The following is a 21,952-nucleotide window of genomic DNA, read 5'->3' as shown; positions in this document are numbered from 1 at the left end:
TATAACTATTCGCTGTTTCGTTTAATTCTCCTGCAACCGGGTCAAAAGTTTTGTCAAAGATTGTAGAAATTCCTCCCGGTCTACGGCCGTCATGGCCTTAGGACCCTTCGTATGCTTGCCGCCGCGCCTGAGTCTCGCCTGCTCGTGACGTCTGTCCAGCAGAAAATCAATCGTTCGTTCCGTAAACAGCTGGCCCCGGTTCGAGATGGCGTAGGCTTTCTTGCCCAGCGCCAGAGCGGCAAGTCCGAAGTCCTGCGTGATTAGCACATCGCCAGGACGAATCCGGTTGGCGATGTACAGATCCACGGACTGGTCGGAACGGTCGACCTGCACGGTTTCGACGCCCTCTTCCGGCTGAAGTCGGTGATCGAACGAGGCGACCATCACCACACCGAGCTTAAAGGCCGCAGCTGCGCTCCGGATCTCGGCTTTCACAGGACAAGCATCAGCATCTACAATTAGTTTATACGTCATTTGGATACCACCGGATGTAGGACTTTGACACTGTGATCATGATCATAGAAGCTGCCGTCCCTAATATTAATACGATGAAATTACAAAAAATCCTGCTTTCCGCTTCAAACAAATGAACAACTTGTCGCTTTATCGGGAACGGAATAAATCAATGATCAGGCTGGCCGTCTCCTCCACAGCCCGGTTGGATACATCGATGACCTCGCAGCCGATCCGCTTCATAATCTTATCGGCGAATTCCAGCTCCTTGTTGATGCGTTCCGTATTCGCATAAGTGGCGTTGCCCGGCAAGCCTAGCGCCTTCAATCGTTCCGTCCGGATCGCATTCAGCTTGAGCGGGTCGATGCGGAGGCCCACAATCTTGTTGCGGGATACGGTGAATAGCTGCTCGGGCGGCGCAATCTCAGGTACGAGCGGAACATTCGCTACCTTGAACGTCTTGTGGGCCAGATACATCGAGAGCGGAGTTTTGGAAGTACGGGATACACCCACGAGCACGATGTCCGCCTGCAGTACGCCGTTGAAGTCCCGGCCGTCGTCATACTTGACCGCAAACTCCACCGCCTCGACCTTCTTGAAATAATCCTCGTCCAGCCTATGGATCATCCCGGGCTCATGGCGGGCTTCCTGGTTCAGCGTATGCTCCAGCAGCCGGATGATCGGGCCCAGCAGGTCGATATACGTGACGCCTGTACGCTCACACTCCTGAATCAGGTAGTCCCTCAGCTCAGGCAGTACCAGCGTAAATACGATGGCGCCGCTCCGTTCCACGACATGTCGGATCAATCGGTCGATGTCGGATGTATCATGCAGGAACGGCACGCGCCTGATTTCCACATGCTGCGGATCGAATTGCACGGCGGCGGCGCGGACGGCGGCTTCTCCTGTGTCTCCGGCGGAATCCGATGCCACGAAAATAACCGGCTTAGCTTTCGTACCCATCTGGCACACGCCCCTCTTCTAAAATAACTATGCGTTAAACCCTCATTGTCATGTACGAGAATTTGCTTCTGGATGTTTCATCCAGGCAACAAAAAATCCCGCTACCCAAAGCCCTGCCCTATCCTGACAGACTCCGTAACGAGAAATTCAAAAAAACGTATCCTTGTATAATAACAGTATAGCAAAAGCCAGTCAATTTATTCCTAGCCCCTCTTCCACAGCCTTCAGGGTCTGCTAGATGCCATAACGTTCCATCTGATCGATGAAATCACGTGATTTCATCCGGAGGCCGACATGCGTATCGAAATAAGTGCGAAGCACCAGCTTCAGCAGCTCTTTGGTCGGCGCCTTCACGTCAATAGAGCCGAGCCGCTTGACATCGGCTTGTCCGAGTACACGGAGCAGCTTGAGCGCACCCGGCGTAAGCGGGATCGCTTGCGGGTCCCGAAGCTTGCACCGCTCGCACAGTATGCCGCCAAGCCCGACGCTCAGCGCAACCGCTTCCGCTTGGGAGCCGCACACGACACACTGATTCAGCTCAGGCATATATCCTGCCTGCATCAGCATCTTCATCTCGTACATATGGACGATAATCTGAATATCCTTGCCTTGCTGGAGCGCCTGGAAGCTTCCTTTCAGCTGCTCGTACAGGTAAGGATGCCCCTCTTGGTCTCCGAACATTTTATCGGTCAGCTCGGCGAGATACGACGCATACGCCGCGAGATGGAGATCTTCCCGCAGCGGATGAAACGCTTCTACAATCTCGGCCAGGCTCATGGACCCCAGACCGCTCTGACCGGATTTGAAAAAAGAAAAGTCGCCCAACGTAAACAGTTGAACGGCTGACCCGAAGCGGCTTTTCACTTTTTTGGCGCCGCGGGCGACTACACTCATCTTGCCGTATTCTCTGGTGAAGATCGTCACGATCTTATTGCCTTCCCCGTGATCCATGCTTCGAATGATAATGCCTTGCAGTCTGTACTGCATCGTTCCCCTCTTTCCTGCTCCCCCGGGGCAAGTTCTATGGGAGGCCCGCTACTGGATCCAGTCCGTTTCCTCCGCAAATCCCCGGGATTCCTCAGGCTCTGCAGTTTCCGCATCGTCGCCGTTCGATTCTTTATAAAGCAGGTAAGCATCCACGTCGCCGGTCATTGAAAAATACTTCCACGAAAAGTCTTTCATGGTACATCCTCCCCTGAATGGCCTGTATTTTATATACACTACCTGTTTATAGGTTTAGGATGATACGAAGCTCATCGAAGTATGCGGCACAAAAACTGGCATGTATGACTCTCTTTACCCTGCTCGGTCAAGCTTGAAACGTCGAATCGCGCCTATTCGTGGCGGAAGCCCAGATCCTTCAGCACGCGCTCTTGATTGCGCCAGTCCTTCTTCACCTTTACCCATAACTCCAAAAACGTCTTGGAGCCAAGCAGGGCCTCGATATCGGCGCGGGATTTCTTGCCGACTTCCTTCAGCAGCGCACCGCTCTTTCCGATAATAATGCCCTTCTGGGAATCGCGCTCCACATAGATGACCGCCGAAATATGCACTACGCCGTTATCCTGCACCTTCATATCCTCGATGCCCACGGCGATGGAATGCGGAATTTCCTCACGGGTCAGATGCAGGATCTTCTCCCGGATCAGCTCCGCACAGACGAACTGCTCGGGATGGTCCGTAATCTGATCCGCCGGGTAATATTGCGGCCCTTCGGGCAAATACTTGACGACCTGCTCCAGCAGCGTATTGACATTATTGCCGTTCATAGCGGAGATCGGCACGATCTCAGCGAACGGATAGAGCTCCTTGTAGGTGGTGATAATCGGCAGAAGAGCTTCAGGATGCACCTGATCGATCTTGTTCATGACGAGGATGACCGGCGTCTTGACCTTCTTGAGCTGCTCGATGATATAGCGGTCGCCGCCTCCGATGCCATCGACGACGTCGATCAGGAACAGAATCGCCTCAACTTCCTTCAGCGCGCTTTCCGCCGCCTTCATCATGTATTCGCCCAGCTTGGACTGGGACTTATGAATGCCCGGCGTATCGAGAAACACAATCTGGGAATGATCAGTGGTATACACACCGTGAATTTTATTGCGGGTCGTCTGAGGCTTATCGGACATGATCGCGATTTTCTGGCCGATGACCTGATTCATAAGTGTCGATTTGCCGACGTTCGGCCGCCCGATAATGGCGACGAAGCCGGATTTGAATGGCGCTTTGCGCGTATTGCCTGTTGAAGATGATGCCATTAGTTACGTTGTCCTCCGTCCAAATCATGTGATGTAAAAGCGCCAGGCAGCAATGCCCCTACGGTTGTTTGCGCCAGCTCCCCCTGCAAGTTCGCCAGATAGACGGGCATATCGGGGGCACATAGCTCGATCAGCACCTGCCGGCAGACGCCGCAGGGCGAGATGGGCTGGGCGGTGTCGCCGATGACCGCCAGCGCCTTGAAGCTGCGCGGTGCGGCGCCATCTGCGATCGCGCGGTGCAGGGCCGTGCGCTCCGCACAGTTCGTCGGGCCGAAGGCGGCATTCTCCACATTGCATCCGAGATGCACATGTCCCTCCGAATCCAGCAGGGCGCTGCCTACTTTGAAGTGGGAGTAAGGCGTATAGGCTCTCTCCCGGGCCTGCCTAGCCAGTTCAATCAATTCGCGGGCTTCCATCGTGTGTCACGTCCTTTTCCGCGATTAATTCGCATATAAATAAAAACTGAACACGGTAATCAAAGTACCTATCAGCGCCCCCAGCAGCAATGACCCGAAGGGACGCCTGCGCTTGTCATATAGAGCAGCCGTCAGCACACCCGCCAGCAGATAGCCGAGCAGCGATACGAGCGTATCGACCGCACGGTAAGCGATCAGAGTCGCAACCGCGAAGGCGATGGCGCTGAGCAGGCTAGGCTTCACCCAGGTTCCTTTGTCGGTAAACCGGGTTTGGATCACGATCACGCTAAGAATAACCAAGGATAGCAAAATCCATACCATACCGGCCGTAAAGCCATGCCCTTCCATCATACGCCCCAGCCGGATCATCCGGTCCACCGGCTCGTAGAACACGATGAGCCCCGTCACAACGGCAAAAGCTGCAGTCACCAGTACCGCGGCTGCAGCTACGTCCTTGGCGATCTTGGCCAGGGGATGAATGTCCGGCATAGCCAAATCGACTGCCTTCTCAATCGCAGTATTCATAAGCTCCGCCACGATGACCAGCGTCACCGCCAGCAGAATAAACAGCACATCTGTCTTAGACAGTCCAAAGAGCAGAGCCAGCACCAACGCAGCGAACGCAGCGAAGAAATGAAACTTCATGTTGCGCTGCGTCGAGAGCGCATACTTCACACCTTCGTAGGCATACCGGAAGCTGCGCTGCCACTTGGCAGGCTGTCTCAACGCGTTAGGCCTGCCTGCTGCAGAATCAGCTCCTGCTTGCCGAACATTGCTTTCTCCTCGTCCTCTTCCTGGTGATCATAACCGATCAGATGCAGGAAACCGTGAACGAACAGGAAACCCAATTCCCGGTCGACCGAATGGCCGTATTCCTCAGCCTGTGCTACGGCGCGCTGCACGGAAATGATAATGTCGCCGAGCGGCTCTTCGTAGCTCTCTTCCTCATCATCCTCTTCCAAGGCGATATCCGAAGCTTCAGCCCCGTCGAGCTCGGCTCCTTCGGAAGCATCGACGAATTCGAACTCCTCTTCATCGTACTCCTCATCGCCGTATATAATCTCAATCTCGTCCTCGCCCATCTCCTGCATCGAGAAGGACAACACGTCCGTAGCCTTATCCAGACCCCGGTACTGCTTATTCAGCTCCTGAATAGCCGCATCGTCTACGAATGTCAGCGCCACCTCACCATGCGGCACATCCTCCGCTTGACCGGCGAGCCTCAGCAGCTCCTCCAGCTTGACGATCAGCTCCGGTGAAATTTCGATTTCAGATTGTTCGCTGCTCCATGACAGACGCAAACTCATAGGGACACCTCATCCATTTGGTTATGTTTTCTTCTCATCCGGCTGCTTGACCGTAGCTTCTGCCGGATACTCGATCCGGGAATGGAAAATGCCTAGCAGCGTTTCGTTCAGCGTACGGGCGATTTGATCCAGTTCCTTGATCGTCAAATCGCATTCATTGAATTGGCCGTCATCGAGACGACTTTTAATAATTTTGCGCACCATCGAATCGATCTGCTCGACCGTCGGGTTGCGTAGGGAACGGACAGCCGCTTCCACGCAATCGGCGATGCCGACGATAGCCGCCTCTTTGGTCTGGGAATTGGGCCCGGGGTAGCGGTATTCCTGCTCCTCCGGAGGTTCCTCTCCTCGTTCCTCGGCCTGCTTGCGGGCTTTATGATAGAAATATTGAAGCAGCGTCGTGCCATGATGCTGCTCTGCAATATCGCGGATCGGCTTCGGAATATTGAATTCCTTCAGCATCTCCGAACCGTCCCGGGCATGGGCCACGATGATCGACTTGCTGAGCGCCGGGTCAATCTTATCATGCGGATTTTCGATATTCGTCTGATTCTCGATGAAATAGCTAGGTCGCTTCGTCTTGCCGATATCGTGATAATACGCCCCGACCCGGCAGAGCAGCCCGTTGGCTCCGATCGCCTCCGCCGCCGCCTCCGACAAATTACCGACCATTACGCTGTGATGATAAGTACCCGGCGTCTCCGTCAGCAGCTTGCGCAGCAGCGGATGGTTCGGATTGGACAGCTCGACGAGCTTCAGCGGCGACAGAATGCCGAAGGCGACTTCAAAGAACGGCAGCAGTCCAATGACGAATACCGCCGTGAGCAGACCGCTGCCCAGAGCGAATGATGCCGCAAAAATCGCATCCCGCTTCGTCTCCTGCTCCTCGAACAGCACCATAGAGGCAACCAGCATGACGGCCAGCAGCGAGACCATGATGCCCGCCTTGAGGATGGAGGAGCGCTGGCTGGCGCGCTGTATGGAGAAGGTCGCGGCAAACGACGTGCCCAGCGTCATCAGCCCATACCGGAAATCGAACACCTGGACATGATCCGAGTTGAAAATAATGCTGGCCGTCACCCCGAACAGAACCGCAGCGACAAAAGCAAGCTGAGGACTAAGTAAAATCGTAATCAGCATAGCTCCGATCGCTGTAGGCGCGAGATACCCGATAAACGGGTAATCCAGCCCCTGCATCATCGAGAATACTTTCATGAACGTCACGGTGACGAACAAAATCAACAAGAGCATAACCAGCTGGGCATTATTGTGATTGACCGGCAAATCGCTTTGCCTCACATACATATACAGCAGCAAGCAGCACAACACTACGAATATGAAAAGTCCAAGATGAGGCCCGTAGCTTCGCTCGTCTTTCAGCAGCTCCAGCTGAGCCAGACGCTGGTACAAATCTTCGGTGATTTGCTCCCCCTTATGCACGAGCACGTCATTCTTGTTGATATATACCGGCTTCACATTGTCTCTGGCATGTCCCTTCGCTTCGTCGGTGCCTTTCTGGTCATAGAACTTGTTGGGCGTCAGTGACGCTCTGACCAGCTCCTGCACGAGCTCGCGGACATTGTTTTTGGTTAAAGTCGAAGCATTGACCAGCTCTGCCACCTTGGCGCGTCCGACCTGGGCATCGAGCAATTGATCGGTCATCAGACGCGATACGATATCGCGGGAAACAGGCTCCATCGCGGTAAGATCGTCCTTCGTCAGACGGGGAAGCTTGTAGAACGATTCCTCGGGAATCCGGTACTGCTGATCCTCGAAGGCCTTCCGCATCTCGTCAAGCAGCTCCGGACTGTATTGCCCGCTGCTCTCGAATAGCTTGAGCTGACGGCTTAGATGATCTTTGAAGATCGTCGGGATGACGGTCCTGTAAATACTGACCTTGTCGGTCAGCGACACCTCGGCGTCGGCATTAATCTGCTGCAGCTTCTCAAACATCAGATCAATCGCCGTCTCGTTCTTCAGCGAGACGATCTTGTAGACGGGCTGAACCCGGGCAACCGCCTCTTCCTTAGCTTTCTCGGTCGCTATCTCATTGAGGATGGCCCGCGGTGCGGGAATATCTTTCTCGGCCAGCGAGTTCAATTGAATATCATAGGTCTGCGGAACAATCCGGTGCAGCAAGGTCACATATAGAAAGACCGCCAGCGCCAAAAATAGAAGAAAGCGCACGATGGCGCTGTATCTCCAGCCGGCAAGCCGGTATTGAAATTTGCCCTGAATGGAAACGCGGTTGTTCATGATGAAAGGTCAGCCCTTTCTCAGCCTTCTTTGTCTTCATTGTAGGCTACAATGATTTTTTGCACGAGTGAATGACGGACGACATCCTGCTCTGCAAATGTAATGAACCCAAGTTCTTCGATTTTGCCCAGAATGCGTTGCGCTTCCACAAGTCCGGAAGATTTCCCGCGCGGCAAATCGATCTGCGTCACGTCTCCCGTAATCACCATCTTCGAGCCGAAGCCGAGCCGTGTCAGAAACATCTTCATCTGTTCGGGCGTCGTATTCTGCGCTTCATCGAGAATGATGAAAGAATCGTCCAGCGTTCTTCCGCGCATATAGGCAAGAGGGGCGATCTCGATCAGCCCTCGCTCCAGCGACTTGACGACCTGATCCGGGCCCAGGACATCGTTAAGAGCATCATACAACGGACGCAAATAAGGGTCAACTTTTTCCTGCAGGTCGCCCGGCAGAAACCCGAGGCTCTCGCCTGCCTCCACGGCAGGGCGGGTCAGGACGATCCGCTTGACCTTGGCTTCCTTCAGCGCCGCTACGGCCAGCACGACCGCAAGATACGTCTTGCCGGTACCCGCAGGTCCGATTCCGAAGACGATATCCTTCTTCTTGATCTCGTTCACATACTGCTTCTGGCCGATCGTCTTGACGCGAATAGGCTTGCCCTTATGGGTGACCGCAATCTCCCCCTTGAACAGGTCAAGCAGTTGATCGGCCTTCATATCCCGCGACAAGTCAAGCGCGTAATTCACGTCCCGTTCCGTCAGCACATACTGGTTGCGGATCAACTCAAGCAGTACCGTGAACAGATGCTCCAGACGGGCCGCTTCGGCGCCGGAGCCCTGAATGACAATCGATTCCTCACGGGTAAAGATCGAGGCCTGCACTTCCTCCTCAATCAGATGCAGGAATTTATCCTGTGGCCCGAAGAGCGCCTGGCCCTCGGACGGGTTTTTCAATGATATTTTCACCGTTGTCGCTTGTTCCATCAAATTCTCCTTAGCATGAAGGGTTATGGCACAATCGGCTGTTCCACTGCGATCGGCTCCTCGACTTCCAAAAGCACTTCCATATAAACTTTACCATTCTCAGCCTTCTCATGCAAAATTTTTTCCGAGATAACCCTTGCCCCTTTGCCCGCTTCAGACAAAATAGACGACTTCGCCTGTTCCATGCCGATGGCCGCAGCCTCCTTGGGATCGACCGGATGCTCCTGAATTTGGACCTCCATGATCTTTTCCTTCAGCCAGCCGAGCGGCAGCGCATAGTTGCGCCAGCTGAGCGTCTTGCGTTCCTGCAGCGTCTCCGTCTGCTCGAACGGTATTTTCCCGTAACCCGTCAGTTGAACGCCGCGGCTTCCCAGCACGAGATAGGAGCGCGTCTTGCTCTCGCCCGTATATACTTTGTATTGCCTCGACAGAGGCACCTCGATCGTCGGCTTGTACCAGACGATGCCTTTGACCTCACCGCTCGCCACCACCGTCTGGGTATGCGTCTCGTCGCCCAGAATGCCGGAGATCAGAATGTCTCCCTTGCGCACATACGTATTTGGCTTCACGAGCGGTCGCCCCTTCTCGGCGAATAGCTCCGTTACCAGCGCGTTCTTCGAGGCGACCAGATGGCGCGGATTCATCAGCGGGGGCTTCACGGGAATTTTGGCCTCCACGACCTTGACCAGGACATGGGTGCCGCGTACCTCCACGCCGATCCAAGCCGCCTCCGGCAGCCTGCTCTGCAGGCCTCTGGACAGTTCAGAGGGCTCGCGCAGCCGGAACTTCCACTGCATCCGGAATACGCCTTCTTCTCTGGCCGCCTGTAGGATACGGTCCGCCTGGATCGTCTCGTTGCCTTCCACCTTGACCTGCCAGACGAGCGAGGACAGCAGGTAGATACCGATGACAAAGCCGAGCAGCCCGGCTGCGAAAAACTTGCGCTTCTCCAGCTTGTCCAGCCAGAACGGAAGCCCCTCCTTGCGGCGGATGCGCAGCCTGGAGCCTGTCCCCCTGAGCAGCGGGCGAATCCGGAAAAAGTCGCGGACGGTTACATAAAAGGTTATCCGGTTCTCGTCCAGATAACGAATGTCCCAGACGGACATTCGCTTCTCCGACAGCAGATTGACCACACGCTCGGGCCGGCCGCCCGAAACCTCAACGAGCACAAAACCCCGCAGGCGCTGAATGAACGATTGCTTCAAGCTCTTCTTCCCCTTTCCGGACTACAGCATATATTGAACATCGCGGATCGTTCCTTCGATCATGACCTCATCGGGCATGATGGCCCGGATCGCCAGATTGGAGCCGGTTACCTCCAGCCTGCCTTTGGGCAGAGCCAGCTTCAAAGATTCGCTTGAAAAATGAATGACGCCGCGGTGATTTTCAATGTACAATTGCAAGTTCCCGATCATCGTGATCCGGGGCAAGTCCAAGGCGACATCTTGAGGCAAGTCGAGCAGCTTTGCCGTAAACTGATTGATCTTGCGAGTCAGACTGCGCATACCTCACCTCCTCCGGCAGCTTGCGATATCGTTCGCCGCACGCATACAGGGCGCTTACATGGAAAGATCCGTGTGCGCATACGGCAGCAAATCTCGGGCTATTTACACGATATGCCGTGAATCGGAATTTATGCCAAACGCAAATAAGGCGCCGCCCTGCGAATAATCGCGAGGACGGCGCTGGGCCGTGCTGGAGCAGATTTACGGTTCCAGGCTTGCTTATTTGCGCCGGTAAGGCCGCTTAGCCCGGGGAGGGCCTAGAATCTCGGCCCATATGACGCCGCGGGCCACATCCTCAGGCCTCAGGCTGCCCAGAGGGCTAGAGGGGCTAGCAGAGCCGGCAGGCGCGTCTGACGCGGGCCTGGAGGAAGCCTGAACGCCTTCGCGCGCATAGCGCGGAGTGATTGGAACGGCAGCGGCCGAAGGGCCGGCGGGCTCGTCCATCCGGTCGTAGACCGATGTCTCCCGGGAGCCGGACGGGCTTTGGTATTCCTGGCCGGAAGACCGCACAGGACGTCCCGGAGCAGGCTCAGCCTCGGCTGAAGCCCTGCGAGCCGCAGGCGGTTCACCTTTTGACGGCCAGCCCATACCGCCTCCTCCGAACGGTGGCATCGAGTTCGGCCGGCCACCGGGACTATTGGGCCGCTGGGCATTCCCGGTACGGCCGCCGCCCTTCTTGAGCAAGGAACTCAGCACGAAAAATGCGATTGCGACAAATACCCAATTATTCAGCAGAAATTCAATCAGTCTCATCCGTGCTCACCGCCTTTCTCGGTCATGGCAGAGAGGCCTTAGCTTTCGTCGCCCGGCTTATTCCCGGTATCGCCCGTTCTGCCCAGGCTGGAGCGCATCTGGGTATCCGCTTCAATATTCTGCAGGTTCATATAATCCATTACGCCCAGCTTCCCGTCACGCAGCGCCTCGGCCATCGCCAGCGGCACCTGGGATTCGGATTCGACAACCTTTGCCTTCATCTCGACGACCTTCGCCTTCATCTCCTGCTCTTGGGCAACCGCCATTGCACGGCGCTCCTCCGCCTTCGCCTGGGCGATCCGTTTGTCCGCCTCGGCCTGCTCAGTCTGCAGGTGAGCCCCGATGTTCTTGCCTACGTCAACGTCCGCGATATCGATGGATAAAATTTCGAAGGCCGTTCCGGCATCCAGTCCTTTGCCCAGTACGGTCCGTGAGATCATATCCGGGTTCTCCAATACGTCCTTATGCGAGTTGCTGGAACCGACCGTTGTAACAATCCCCTCGCCGACACGGGCGATGATCGTCTCTTCGCCGGCGCCGCCGACGAGCCGGTCGATATTGGCACGCACGGTAACCCGGGCAATAACCTTGACCTCGATCCCGTCCTTGGCTACCGCAGACACAGTTGGCGTCTCAATGACGCGCGGGTTAACACTCATCTGTACAGCCTGCAGCACGTCACGGCCCGCCAGATCGATAGCGGCTGCGCGTTCGAATTCGAGGTGAATATTGGCGCGATGCGCGGCGATCAGCGCATTGACGACGCGATCGACGTTACCGCCCGCCAGAAAGTGACTTTCCAGCTGGTTGACCGATACATCCAGACCGGCCTTCGTTGCCTTGATCATCGGATTGACGATCCGGCTCGGGATAACCCGGCGCAGACGCATGGCGACCAGCGTGATGATACTAATCCTTACGCCGGAGGCTAGAGCTGCCACCCACAGCATAACCGGGACGAAGGTAAAAAAGACTGACAGCGCGATGATCACGACGATAACTAGAAACAATATAGAGATTAAACCGGTATCCATCATAAACAAAATTCCTCCTTTTCTTCATTGAACCTTTACGTTTTACACCAAGGGGTCTTTCCTGGGCTTGACGACGATCCGCGAGCCCTCCACCGAATGAATGACAACCTCGGTTCCCGCCGCCACAAACTCACCGTCTGTGACGACATCCAGACGCTCCTCGCCGAACGATGCCGTTCCCGAGGGGCGCAGAGGGGTGATAGCCAGCCCTGTTTGTCCGACGAGTTCGAAACGGGTAACCGTAGATACATAGCCCTTATCGGCAGACAGACTTTCACGCAGGATGAACTTGTTCCACACTCCGCGGCGCTTGAAGATGCGGACAAAGATAGCGACGACGATAATGGCCAGCACGAACGCGATGCCCAGGTTAGCCATGCCCAGCTTCATATTATGTGCAGACAGTACGACTCCGCCGAATAAGCACAAGGCGCCAAGCACGCCCAAAATCCCGAAGCTGGTGACGAACATTTCAATCACAAGCAGCAGAATGCCCGCTATAAATAATGCGATCTCCTCCACCCCGGCAAACCCGGCCAAATAATGGCCGAAAAAGTATAGGCCGAAGCCCAGCACGCCGATAATACCCGCAATGCCGAACCCGGGAACGAATAGCTCAATGGCCACACCGGCAATCCCGATCAGCAGCAGGACGACCGATACCCAGGGCTGCGTTACCCAGCGGGATACCTGCTCGGCAAGGCTCGGCTTCAATTCCACGAGCGGATGACCCTCGCCACCGATAAACGCATAGACGGCCTGCCTGTCGGCGGCCAAGGTTTCCGCATACCCGACCTTCACCGCTTCGCCGGCTGTCAGCGTGAGAATATCCCCTGCCGCTATCTCCCGGCTGATCTGAGGCAAGGATATCCCCTGCCGCTTATCCACCATCGCCTGGGCGATCAGAGGATCGCGGCCCCGCAGCTCAGCTGCCGCCTTCATATGGCCTGCCCAGTAGGAAATGACCTTGCCCTGCTCTACTTCATGCCCCTCTGCATCCACGACGGCGGCCGCTCCCATGGAGCTTCCCGGCTCCATCGCGATACGCTCTGCGTTCAGGGCGATGTAAGTGCCCGCCGAGATGGCTTTGCCCCGCACATAAGCGATCGTGGGAATCTGGCTTTCCTTCACCAATTGCCCGATATGCTCCGCGGATTCCAGACTGCCTCCAAGCGTATTGATCTCCAGGATGATGTGCATCGCGCCCAGATCATACGCTTGCTGGAAGGAGCGCTGCAGAAATCGCTCAAGACCGCTCTCGATGGTCTGCTGTACCGGAATTACCACCACCGGGGCCGCCATCGGCGGAGATGACGCAGTCGCCGCAGCATTCCCTCCCACTGGACCAAGTAGTGTCCACAGCATCAGAAGCAAGGGAAGAATAAGCCATACCCGGCCTCCCTGGACGTTAAAGCGCTCCCAACGAACGGATAACATCGCTTCACCTCCTTTATTCAACTTCATTTGCCTTCTGCAAGAAATCATTGCCCTTTCCTCATAGAATGGCCTATATGCCTATGTAATACGCAGCGGGCGGCAATACGATTCATTTTGCCGAAAACAAAGAAAAACACCCCGGCTGGAGTGTTTCTCATGATCGTTAAGTAAGCAATTGCTGAACAAACTGATTGACGATTTTGCCGTCAGCTCGTCCTTTGACCTTTGGCATCAATGCGCCCATGACTTTTCCTAAATCCGCTTTTGAAGAAGCCCCCACTTCTTGGATGGTCTGCTGTACAATGGCTTTTACTTCTTCATCGGAAAGCTGTTGCGGTAAGTAATCCATCAATATGACGATCTCAGCCCTGAGGCTCTCAGCCAGATCTTCACGACCGGCCTTTTCAAATTCTTGGAGGGAATCTTTACGCTGTTTGACCTCACGATTCAGAACATCAAGAACTTCTTGTTCCTCCAAGGGTTTTCGCTGATCTATCTCAATGTTCTTGATAGCGGCACGAACCATACGGATAACGGAGAGTTTAAACTTGTCTTGACTCTTCATCGCGAGCTTCATGTCATCGTTCAATCTGTCGCTTAAGCTCATCGATTAAGCCCCCTAGAACTTTCTCTTACGAGCAGCCTCAGACTTCTTCTTGCGTTTGACGCTAGGCTTCTCATAATGCTTACGTTTCTTAACCTCCGCCAACACGCCATCTTTAGCGATGGAACGCTTAAAGCGGCGGAGTGCAGCATCTATCGTTTCGTTCTTACGAACTCGAGTTTCTGACACCAGTTTTCCCTCCCTCCGAACAGACCGTCCAAGACGATAAAAGACATTCATCACACCTCATTATAGGGCAACAGCTTATGGTGTGTCAACCTAATCTGAGAACTACTTCGGACATCGTCCGTCAAGACCTGTTTAAGCGATCGGCAAGCCTAGTTTATGACCGCCAAGAAGGTGATAATGCAGATGGAACACTTCCTGCCCGCTGTCTGGACCGCAGTTATTTACCAGCCGGTAGCCGGACTCGGCAACGCCGCGCTCCACCGCGATTTGACGAGCAGCCCGGTGAATATCGGCGATCAGCGGAAGATCTTCTTCCTCTACCCCGTTCATATCGGAGATATGCTTCTTGGGAATGATGACCACATGCACAGGTGCCGCCGGTCTGATGTCCAGAAATCCGACGACCCGCTCGTCTTCAAAAACTTTGGTGGAAGGAATGGTTCCCTCTACGATTTTGCAAAAAATACAATCCAAGCCTGTTCCCTCCTCTGCGTTTTCTAGCAATCATTACCTCTATGATACATGAACTCAGGCAAAAAGGAAAACGCGCGCGATACAAGCTTTTTGTAATTAGACTTATAGTCTAATATGTCGTATCATTTCTAGGCGGATTCGCCTATAATAGACTTATAAGCAAGGTGAAGCCAGGCAGACAAGGAGGCCATTCCGTGACTCGGTTCATGCGCGCAGCCACACGCAAGAAGCGTGAGCATCTGCTGGAAACAGCTCTCAGACTGTTTATCGAGCGGGGGTACGAGCAGGTTTCTGTCGACGATATCATCGCAGCGACAGGTACGTCCAAAGGGACCTTTTACCATTATTTCAAGGGAAAAGACGAGATCCTGCAGGACTGGCCCCGGCAGCAAACGGATATTATCCGCGCATGGTCGGAGCGGAAGCCGACCCAGGTGCCTTCCTTGGAGCATCACATCAACCGCCTGTTTCTGGAGCTTGCCGCCCACGCCGCGCCCTCGGCCCGCTTTATCCGCAGTTGGATTGCGTTGTCTATGCAGAACGACAGTCTACAATCAGCGATGGATCGCCTTCGCCAAACGTTGGACGAAGCCGTACTTCGCTGGCTGCCAGAGCCGGGCAAGGCTGGAGCGCTGGTCACCGCCTACTTCGGAGCCTTGATGCTCTGGTGCTCACAGGATGACGGAAGCGATCTAATCGAAAGAATGCAGGTTCAATTGACCTGGGTGTGGACGGGAATCCGTCATGAGGGCACCCGGATGACAACAGAATCCGACCATCAAGAGAAAGGGGATTATCACATGAAAGTAGCTATCGTCGGAGGCGGACTTGCAGGCTTGACTGCGGCCGCCTATTTGTCTGAGCAGAAGGGTATTCAGGGCGTTTTGTTCGAACGGAGCCCGCAGCTTGGAGGGCGTGCCTTTACTTATGAGAAAGCGGGCTTTACCTTGAATTACGGGGCTCATGCCGTCTACGGCATCGACCGCCACAAGCTGACCGTGATGGAGCGCGAGCTCGGACTTTCCTTCAGCTCCAAGCAGGTCGACAAGCGCAAGGTCATGTACGCGAAGAACGGACAGCTAACTCCAGCACCGCTCGATTTTGTCAATCTGATGCGGACCGAGCTGCTGAACCCGATGCAAAAAGTACGCTTCGTAGCCGAAATTACAGCCATTATCGCCAATATTCATCAGCTCCGCAACTATCCGACCCTCGGCGACTACCTGGCCGAATCGGACGCAGATGAAGATGTTAAGGAATTGTGGGAGCATCTGGTCTGTTCCAACTTCTTTATCGCTCCGGAAGAGGCGCGTAAGGTACCGGGGCCGGTAATCAGCGACTATTACCACAACCTGTTCCTGTCGAGCCGTCCGGTTAACTACGTACTCGGAAGCTGGGCTGTGATCACGAACCAGCTCAAGCAAAAAATCGAACAGTCCGGAAATTGGCAGATCGCACTTCAGGAAGGCGTGGAAAGCATCCGCTATGCGGACCGGCAATATGTGATTCGCACGAAAAACCGCGAGGAAGCGTTCGATCGCGTCATCTTCGCCATGCCGGTGCAGCAGGTATGTAAGCTGCTCAAGGAAACGCCTTGGGAGCCGTTCCTCGCTCCATACGAGCATAATACCTCTACCGAGGTCATGGTCTACGATATCGGACTGAAGCAGGTCGTCGCACGACCGTTCAGCTATATCAGCGACATGGACAACAAGCTGTTTATCAGCGATGTATCGGCGACTGACCATACGCTTGTGCCCGAAGGCGGACAACTGCTCCAGGGCATCGCCTATCTCAGCGATTCCTTCACAGATGAGGCGGAACGCAAGGCTTATCTGGATACGAAGACCAAGCAGATGGAGGCTTTGTTCGACGAATACTATCCTGGCTGGCGCGACGTGACGGAAGTCAAGCGCGTCTCCAAGAAAGCGATGGTCGCCAGCGTCAAGAACATCGCCGGCAACCGCCTGCTTCCGACACGGGTGGAAAGCGTCCCGTTCTTCTTCTGTGGCGACGGATGTAATGGCAAGGGAGAGCTCGCCGAGCGTGCCTTCTCTACAGCCCGTCAAGCTGCCCAGGCCGTGATCGAAGAGCTGGCCGTTCACGCATAAACGGGAAATGCGAAATCAAAGAAGCTTCCATGCCTGAGATCAGGCTGGAAGCTTCTTTGTTATGTGCTTGAAGCTGGTGCCGGTCAACACAACTCTACAGACCAGCCAAAGGTCACAGCTTTAGGTGAACCGTTTATCGTACGTGGGCTTTCGCTCCGTGCATCGGCAATCCGATATCCAGTAGCCACGCAGTCCCTGTATCAAGCAAAGCGCTCCCACAGACCCGACAGCCTCCCGAGCTGCTGCTTGAGCCATCCAAACCAGCCCCTGGAAGATGGTGCTGCGCTATCCGAAGGGATGGCCGTAGAGCTCATCACCGTCTCCGGCTTGACGGAGGCGATAGAAACGGCGGCGGCTGACTTCTTGCCGTCGCTGCGGATTTGAACCGTCCGGCTGGCGCCGTCCCAGCCGACAGCTCCGCCGAACGCTTCGCTGGCAAAGCGGGCCGGCACCATAGTCGAGCCGCCGATGAGCTGCGCCGGCACTTCCAATATCTGTGACCGACCGCCTACGAAGGCCTCACGGCTGCCGGCCGTCACGGAGACGGTCGTAGGACCCTTTTTAGCGGTCGCCGTCCGGGTCGATGCATTCCATTCTACGGTCGCACCCATCGCTTCGAAGATAGCACGGATCGGCGCAAGCGTATTGCCTTCCCGGATCACCGGGGGCTGCTCGAAGGCTACATCCTTGCCATCCAGCGTAATCGCGATCCCGGATTCGATCGAGAAGGTCTTGACCGCCGCCTGCTTCCCGGCCTCATTGTAGACGACGATACCCAGCGTGGACCCGGCCGGAACATCGCCCGCCTTCACCTGCACCCCATAGGGAGGAGCCGTTTGCGTGCCGATCAGCTTGCCGTTGAGCAAATACTCCACTTTGCCGATATAAATATCTGGAATCTTGATGAACGGCGTAATCGTCGCCTGCTTATAAAACACCGCGTCCGAGGTCAACGGAACAAATCCGGCATGATCGGCGGGCCTAACCCCCTGCTCCACCTTGGTCAAGTAATACGGCGGGGCAATCAGCTTTTGGTACAAGCCCATCATCGCCTCGTTGTCTCGAAGCAAATAGTTGTTCTTGCTCTCTGTCATCTCCAGGTTGACGTTGAAGTAGGTAACCGACTTGAGCCGTGGGTATTTGTAAGGCATGATGCCGTACAATCGCTGCAGATTCAGCGTTCCGTAGGCCGTGAACGACTCCTTCGGCACGTTGGCGTAATGGGATACCGCCGTCTCACTGATCATAAGCGGCTTGCGGTCGGCATAGGTGCTGTACAAATAATCGAGACGCTCGACCGGACTCGTCCCCTGCATATTGCCCTGATTCGGATCGCCGTTCTCGTAAGGCTCACTATACAGACTCACGCCAACCCAGTCGACATAATCGTCGCCAGGATAATAAGCATCCATGGAGTACATCGGCACATCGCCTGGACTCCAGACCATCGCGACATTAGGAGCCTCTTGCGCCATGATGTCATGTACCATCCGGAAGTTGCGAATGTACTTATCCGAATCGCCGTGCCACGGCACCCAGTTCCCATTCATCTCGCTGGCATACCTTAGGAAGATCGGCAAGCCCGCAGCCTTGGCTTCCTTGGCCCATTGGCGGACGGCCGCATCCGTCACGGCATCAAGCCCGTTCATCGGCTCCCAGGCAATCTGCAAGCCTGCACCCGCCTGCTTGGCCCGGTCCGCATATGCCTTGGGGAACGGCTTGCCCACCTGGGAGTAGGCCAGATACAAAGCATGCTTCTTCCCGTAGATCGACTCGGAGCGGTCGAAATAATTGAGCATCTTGGGATCCCGCTCCGTATACATCCCGATATACATCCCGTAATCCGGCTCGAACTTGGACAGCTTGCCATGGGCTGGAAGACCCCGCTTGCGCAGAGCCTCCGTATCGGAGGTGGAGATATAGGCCTCCACGGTTGTCCGGATCTGCTCCGCCCTCTGCAGATCGACGGCCCCCCAATCCTTGCCGTCCTTCAACCAGTATTCATTCTCCCGCTCGTAGTAGACGATCGCTTGCTCGTAATCTCCGGCGGAGTCGAAATACGTATTCAATCTGCCGCTGAACAATGCCGCGTTCTGCCAGTCGCCTGCGGCAGCGTAATGATCAACCAGAAACTTCCAATGCGGCACCGCAGCCGCCGGATTGCCGGCATTAACCGCCTTGTCCGCGGCCTGCCAGCGGTCCCAGATCGCGTCCGCGTGTGCCACAGGCGCAGGGGACAGCAGCAAACCCGCTCCCAGCGCAAGCGCCAGCACAGATGCCGAGGCTGCCCGAAGCCGCCGTCCTGTCGGCAACCGTGTAGATGCGCCAGGTTGACTCCCGGCTCCACCGGACTTAGGAGCTTGCTTCCGTGTCCGTCTTGCATGATGCATTCTGTCATTCTCCCCTCATGCGGCAGTACCGTCATGTCCCACTCATTATATCATGAAGTATGCGCGTCACGGTAAGGTTATACCTTACCTGGAGCAGCCGTTGACAAGAAGCAGCCGGGGCCGGAACACACCGCCCCTGTAACGTCTTACATCGTCTCCAGCTCGACTCGGCTTCCCCTGCCCCCAGGCTCGGCGGGATGCACGACCAGCCTGCGCGGCAGTCTGGCCCGCAGCTCCGGCACGTGACTGATGACCCCAACAGTCAGCTTATCCATATGCAGCTTCTCCAGTGCGGTGACCACCGCATCGAGCAGCTCGGGATCCAGCGTGCCGAAGCCCTCGTCCAGGAAGAAAAACTCGAGCGGATACTCGCCCTTGAGCTGGATCTGAGTAGACAAAGCGAGTGCCAGCGACAGGGATGTCAGGAAGGTCTCCCCGCCGGATAGCGTAGTCACCGGACGGCGCGTACCGCCATTGGCATCATCCCGGATGACGAAGCCGCCGCCTGAGTCGACCTCGATGGCATATTTGCGGCGCGTCAGCTGTCCCAGCCGCTCGGAAGCCGCACGGCTTACATGCATCAGCTGCTCCTCCGCCAAAAACTCGACGAACGCATTCCCGCGAAGAACGCTCTGCAGCTTGCCGAGCAGCGTCAGCTCCTGCTGCAGACCGGATCGCTGTCTGTCCAGCTCCTGCCAGCGGTCATGCTTTCTCCTCAGTTCCTCGCAGTCCCTCTCGGACCTGGCGCCATGCTGCAAGGCTTCTTCATCGCGCTGCTTGCAGGCCGCCAGCTCCTGCTCGGTCTGCTCCCATTCTTCATCAGAAACCTGACGTCCCGCAAGGGTCGCTTCCAGCTCCCGGAGTCGCGCGGCTACCTGATGCTCCTGCTTGCCATGTGCCTCTACAGCTTGCTGCCAGGCGCTCCTCTGCTCCTCTGAGACGAGCGCTTCCTCCACATCCGCAGCCGAGGCAAACCCGGCCTCTGCGGCCTGCTCCTGCCATTCCGCCTCAGTCGCAGTCTCAAGCGCGTGTGCAGACTGCTCTGCTTGCGTGGCCGCAGCAGCCTGGGCAGCTGTGGTCTGCGCGGCTGCGACCGCAAGCTCGCGGCGCTTGCTCGCAGAGCCGGCATCCTCCCGCAGCCGCTGCAGCTCAGCGTTAGCTTCAGCCGCCAAACGCCCGGGCTCCTGCTCCCCAACCAGGCCCAGCAGGCGCTCCGCCTGCTGCCGGATTTGTCCCTCCAGCGTTTCCTGCTCAGCGCTCAGCCGAACCGACTGCTTCTCCAGCCCGGACTGTTCCTGCTGAAGCTGCTGGAGACGCGTGTCCTTGTCCTGGAGAAAAGACACGCTTTTCTCCAGGCGCTGGCGTATGTCTTCCGCGGCTTCCTCCTGCCGTCTTCCCTGCTCAGCTAGCTCAGGGACCTGGGCAGGCTCCCACTCGCCGAAGGTCTGCTGCCAGACTGCATGCTGAGCTGCAAGAGCCTGCTTCCACTCACCGGCCTTCCGGTCCTCCGCCTCGATGGATAGCTGCAAGGAATGCAAGCGAGTCTCCAGCTCCTGCCGCTTGCGCTCGCCTTGACGGACCTGCTGCTGCAGCTCCTGCCAGCCTTGCTCCAGCGAATCGGCCGATCGTTCCAGCCGCCGGAGCCCTTCGGAGCAGAGTTCCACAGCAGCCGTCAGTGCTCCGGCGAACTCAGGACTCAAGTGTTCAGCCAGCGGAGATGCCTCGAACGTGTTAAGAAAGGCTCGATAAGACCCCGAATCAAGCTGACCGGACAACAGGCTTGCTCCAGCTTGGCTGGCGTCTTCGCTGCTACCGTGATTGCCGCCCTGATGTGCGGCCAGCGAATGTGGATGTCGATCCCCAGATAGCCCGTCCAGACCGTCAGTCCCCTGGCCTACCAACCTGTCCGCGAGCAGCTCTTGGCCTGCAGCAGCCTGCTGGGCTGCCTCTCGCAGCTCTGACAGACCGGATCCATCCACAGCCTGACCGAACGTAGACGTATACTGGCGCTCCAGCGAATCGAGCCTCTGCAGCAGCCGGCGCACGGCGAACCGCTCCTCCCGCATCTGCTGGCGGCTGCCCTCGAGACCATCCTCTGTTACGGCCCTCACTTCAGCCGTAATGCCGATTCCACCGCCAGCTGCAGCTTCATCATGGTCCGCTCTAGTCACAGGCTCAGTTGCCTCGTCGGCCAGACTGGCAGCAGCTTGCCCGGCATCCTCATGCCGATGTCCGGCCAGCGCAGGGTGCTCCGCCGACCCGCAGACCGGGCACAGCTCCCCGTCCTTCAGCTGCGCAGCCAGCACGCCTGCCATCGCCTGGCGCTCCGCCGCCAGCTCGCTCCGGCGCCGCAGCTCCGCCTCGCGGGCCTCGGCCTGCTCCAGCTCCTGCAGCCTCGCCTCCACAGCATCCGCCGACCGGCGCATAGCTGCCGCCGTCGCCATCCACGCTGCGGCCCGGTCGTCCCAGACCCGCTCCTGCACCGCCTGCTCCTGCAGCAAGCGGCTCTCCCGCGCGGCCTCCTGCCGCTGCCGATCCGCATCCGCCTGCCGCTCGGCGGCCAGCGCCTCCGTGCGCTCCAGCTCGCGGGCGGCCTGCAGCGCATCCTGCAGCCGCCTGCGCGCGGCAGCGGGCGTCTCCACCCGCGCCAGCTCGGCCTTGAGCTGCGCCTGCCGCTGCTGCGCCTTCTCGCGCAGCTCGCGCTCGCGCGCTTCCTCGGCGCGCTGCGCTTCCAGTGCTGCGCCTGCGCGCCCAGCCTCCGCGGCTAGAGCCGCCAACCGCTCGCGGGCCGTAGCCAGCTCCGCCGCAAGCTCGGCCGC

21 protein-coding genes are annotated in these 21,952 nt (G+C 56.7%); 1 reads left to right on the top strand and 20 read right to left on the bottom strand.

Annotated elements, in window-relative coordinates; all coding sequences use genetic code 11:
• Positions 1–21 precede the first annotated feature (21 nt).
• The 18 genes from WMW72_RS17360 to WMW72_RS17275 form a co-directional block, all read right to left on the bottom strand.
• The gene (locus WMW72_RS17360) at positions 22–474 is read right to left on the bottom strand and encodes a YaiI/YqxD family protein (RefSeq protein WP_341416793.1); all 453 of its coding nucleotides are present in this window, start codon (positions 472–474) and stop codon (positions 22–24) included.
• 129 nt (positions 475–603) lie between these two features.
• Positions 604–1,416, bottom strand: a complete 813-nt coding sequence (locus WMW72_RS17355) for a pyruvate, water dikinase regulatory protein (protein WP_341416792.1) — start codon at positions 1,414–1,416, stop codon at positions 604–606.
• A gap of 234 nt (positions 1,417–1,650) precedes the next feature.
• Positions 1,651–2,403: a DNA repair protein RecO gene (gene recO, locus WMW72_RS17350; protein ID WP_341416791.1), complete on the bottom strand. Its 753-nt coding sequence runs from the start codon at positions 2,401–2,403 to the stop codon at positions 1,651–1,653.
• A gap of 48 nt (positions 2,404–2,451) precedes the next feature.
• Complete coding sequence (locus WMW72_RS17345; protein ID WP_341416790.1) at positions 2,452–2,598, bottom strand: YqzL family protein; 147 nt, start codon at positions 2,596–2,598, stop codon at positions 2,452–2,454.
• 152 nt (positions 2,599–2,750) lie between these two features.
• Positions 2,751–3,674, bottom strand: coding sequence for a GTPase Era (gene era / locus WMW72_RS17340; RefSeq protein ID WP_341416789.1), 924 nt, complete (start codon positions 3,672–3,674; stop codon positions 2,751–2,753).
• Complete coding sequence (locus WMW72_RS17335) at positions 3,674–4,090, bottom strand: cytidine deaminase (RefSeq protein WP_341416788.1); 417 nt, start codon at positions 4,088–4,090, stop codon at positions 3,674–3,676. Before WMW72_RS17335 ends, era begins: the two co-directional genes overlap by 1 nt.
• A 24-nt stretch (positions 4,091–4,114) precedes the next feature.
• On the bottom strand, positions 4,115–4,816 hold the full coding sequence (locus WMW72_RS17330; protein ID WP_341416787.1) for a diacylglycerol kinase: 702 nt from the start codon (positions 4,814–4,816) through the stop codon (positions 4,115–4,117).
• Complete coding sequence (ybeY, locus tag WMW72_RS17325; protein ID WP_341416785.1) at positions 4,813–5,397, bottom strand: rRNA maturation RNase YbeY; 585 nt, start codon at positions 5,395–5,397, stop codon at positions 4,813–4,815. Before ybeY ends, WMW72_RS17330 begins: the two co-directional genes overlap by 4 nt.
• A gap of 21 nt (positions 5,398–5,418) precedes the next feature.
• Positions 5,419–7,653: an HD family phosphohydrolase gene (locus tag WMW72_RS17320; protein WP_341416784.1), complete on the bottom strand. Its 2,235-nt coding sequence runs from the start codon at positions 7,651–7,653 to the stop codon at positions 5,419–5,421.
• Positions 7,654–7,673: 20 nt separating this feature from the next.
• Positions 7,674–8,636 (bottom strand): PhoH family protein, encoded by a 963-nt coding sequence (locus WMW72_RS17315; protein WP_341416783.1) that lies wholly within the window; start codon positions 8,634–8,636, stop codon positions 7,674–7,676.
• Positions 8,637–8,659: 23 nt separating this feature from the next.
• Positions 8,660–9,841, bottom strand: coding sequence for a sporulation protein YqfD (gene yqfD, locus WMW72_RS17310; RefSeq protein ID WP_341416782.1), 1,182 nt, complete (start codon positions 9,839–9,841; stop codon positions 8,660–8,662).
• 21 nt (positions 9,842–9,862) lie between these two features.
• Positions 9,863–10,141 carry a sporulation protein YqfC gene (gene yqfC, locus WMW72_RS17305; RefSeq protein WP_341416781.1) on the bottom strand — a complete coding sequence of 93 codons (279 nt, stop codon included), beginning with the start codon at positions 10,139–10,141 and terminating at the stop codon, positions 9,863–9,865.
• Positions 10,142–10,360: 219 nt separating this feature from the next.
• On the bottom strand, positions 10,361–10,894 hold the full coding sequence (locus tag WMW72_RS17300) for a hypothetical protein (protein ID WP_341416780.1): 534 nt from the start codon (positions 10,892–10,894) through the stop codon (positions 10,361–10,363).
• A gap of 38 nt (positions 10,895–10,932) precedes the next feature.
• Entirely contained in the window at positions 10,933–11,928 is a 996-nt protein-coding gene (floA, locus tag WMW72_RS17295; RefSeq protein WP_423227566.1) for a flotillin-like protein FloA, read from the bottom strand.
• Positions 11,929–11,970: 42 nt separating this feature from the next.
• Positions 11,971–13,365, bottom strand: coding sequence for an NfeD family protein (locus tag WMW72_RS17290; protein WP_341416778.1), 1,395 nt, complete (start codon positions 13,363–13,365; stop codon positions 11,971–11,973).
• Positions 13,366–13,528: 163 nt separating this feature from the next.
• Positions 13,529–13,972 (bottom strand): GatB/YqeY domain-containing protein, encoded by a 444-nt coding sequence (locus WMW72_RS17285; RefSeq protein ID WP_341416777.1) that lies wholly within the window; start codon positions 13,970–13,972, stop codon positions 13,529–13,531.
• A gap of 12 nt (positions 13,973–13,984) precedes the next feature.
• Positions 13,985–14,158, bottom strand: a complete 174-nt coding sequence (gene rpsU, locus WMW72_RS17280) for a 30S ribosomal protein S21 (protein ID WP_010491812.1) — start codon at positions 14,156–14,158, stop codon at positions 13,985–13,987.
• A 132-nt stretch (positions 14,159–14,290) separates the two neighbouring features.
• Positions 14,291–14,632, bottom strand: a complete 342-nt coding sequence (locus WMW72_RS17275) for a histidine triad nucleotide-binding protein (protein WP_341416775.1) — start codon at positions 14,630–14,632, stop codon at positions 14,291–14,293.
• A gap of 194 nt (positions 14,633–14,826) precedes the next feature.
• On the opposite strand from WMW72_RS17275, the gene WMW72_RS17270 reads away from it, so the two are divergent.
• A complete protein-coding gene (locus WMW72_RS17270) occupies positions 14,827–16,743 on the top strand; it encodes an FAD-dependent oxidoreductase (protein WP_341416774.1) in 1,917 nt (638 codons plus the stop codon).
• A 200-nt stretch (positions 16,744–16,943) separates the two neighbouring features.
• On the opposite strand, the gene WMW72_RS17265 is transcribed toward WMW72_RS17270, so the two are convergent.
• Complete coding sequence (locus WMW72_RS17265) at positions 16,944–19,133, bottom strand: stalk domain-containing protein (RefSeq protein WP_341416773.1); 2,190 nt, start codon at positions 19,131–19,133, stop codon at positions 16,944–16,946.
• 146 nt (positions 19,134–19,279) lie between these two features.
• The coding region (locus WMW72_RS17260) for an SbcC/MukB-like Walker B domain-containing protein (protein WP_341416772.1) at positions 19,280–21,952 on the bottom strand (2,673 nt) is incomplete at its 5' end.

It is taken from the genome of Paenibacillus filicis, from assembly GCF_038070315.1.
GTDB classification, from domain to species: Bacteria; Bacillota; Bacilli; order Paenibacillales; family NBRC-103111; genus Paenibacillus_G; species Paenibacillus_G filicis.
Note: the sequence above shows the minus strand (reverse complement) of the source record. Positions and strands in the feature narration are given on the sequence as shown.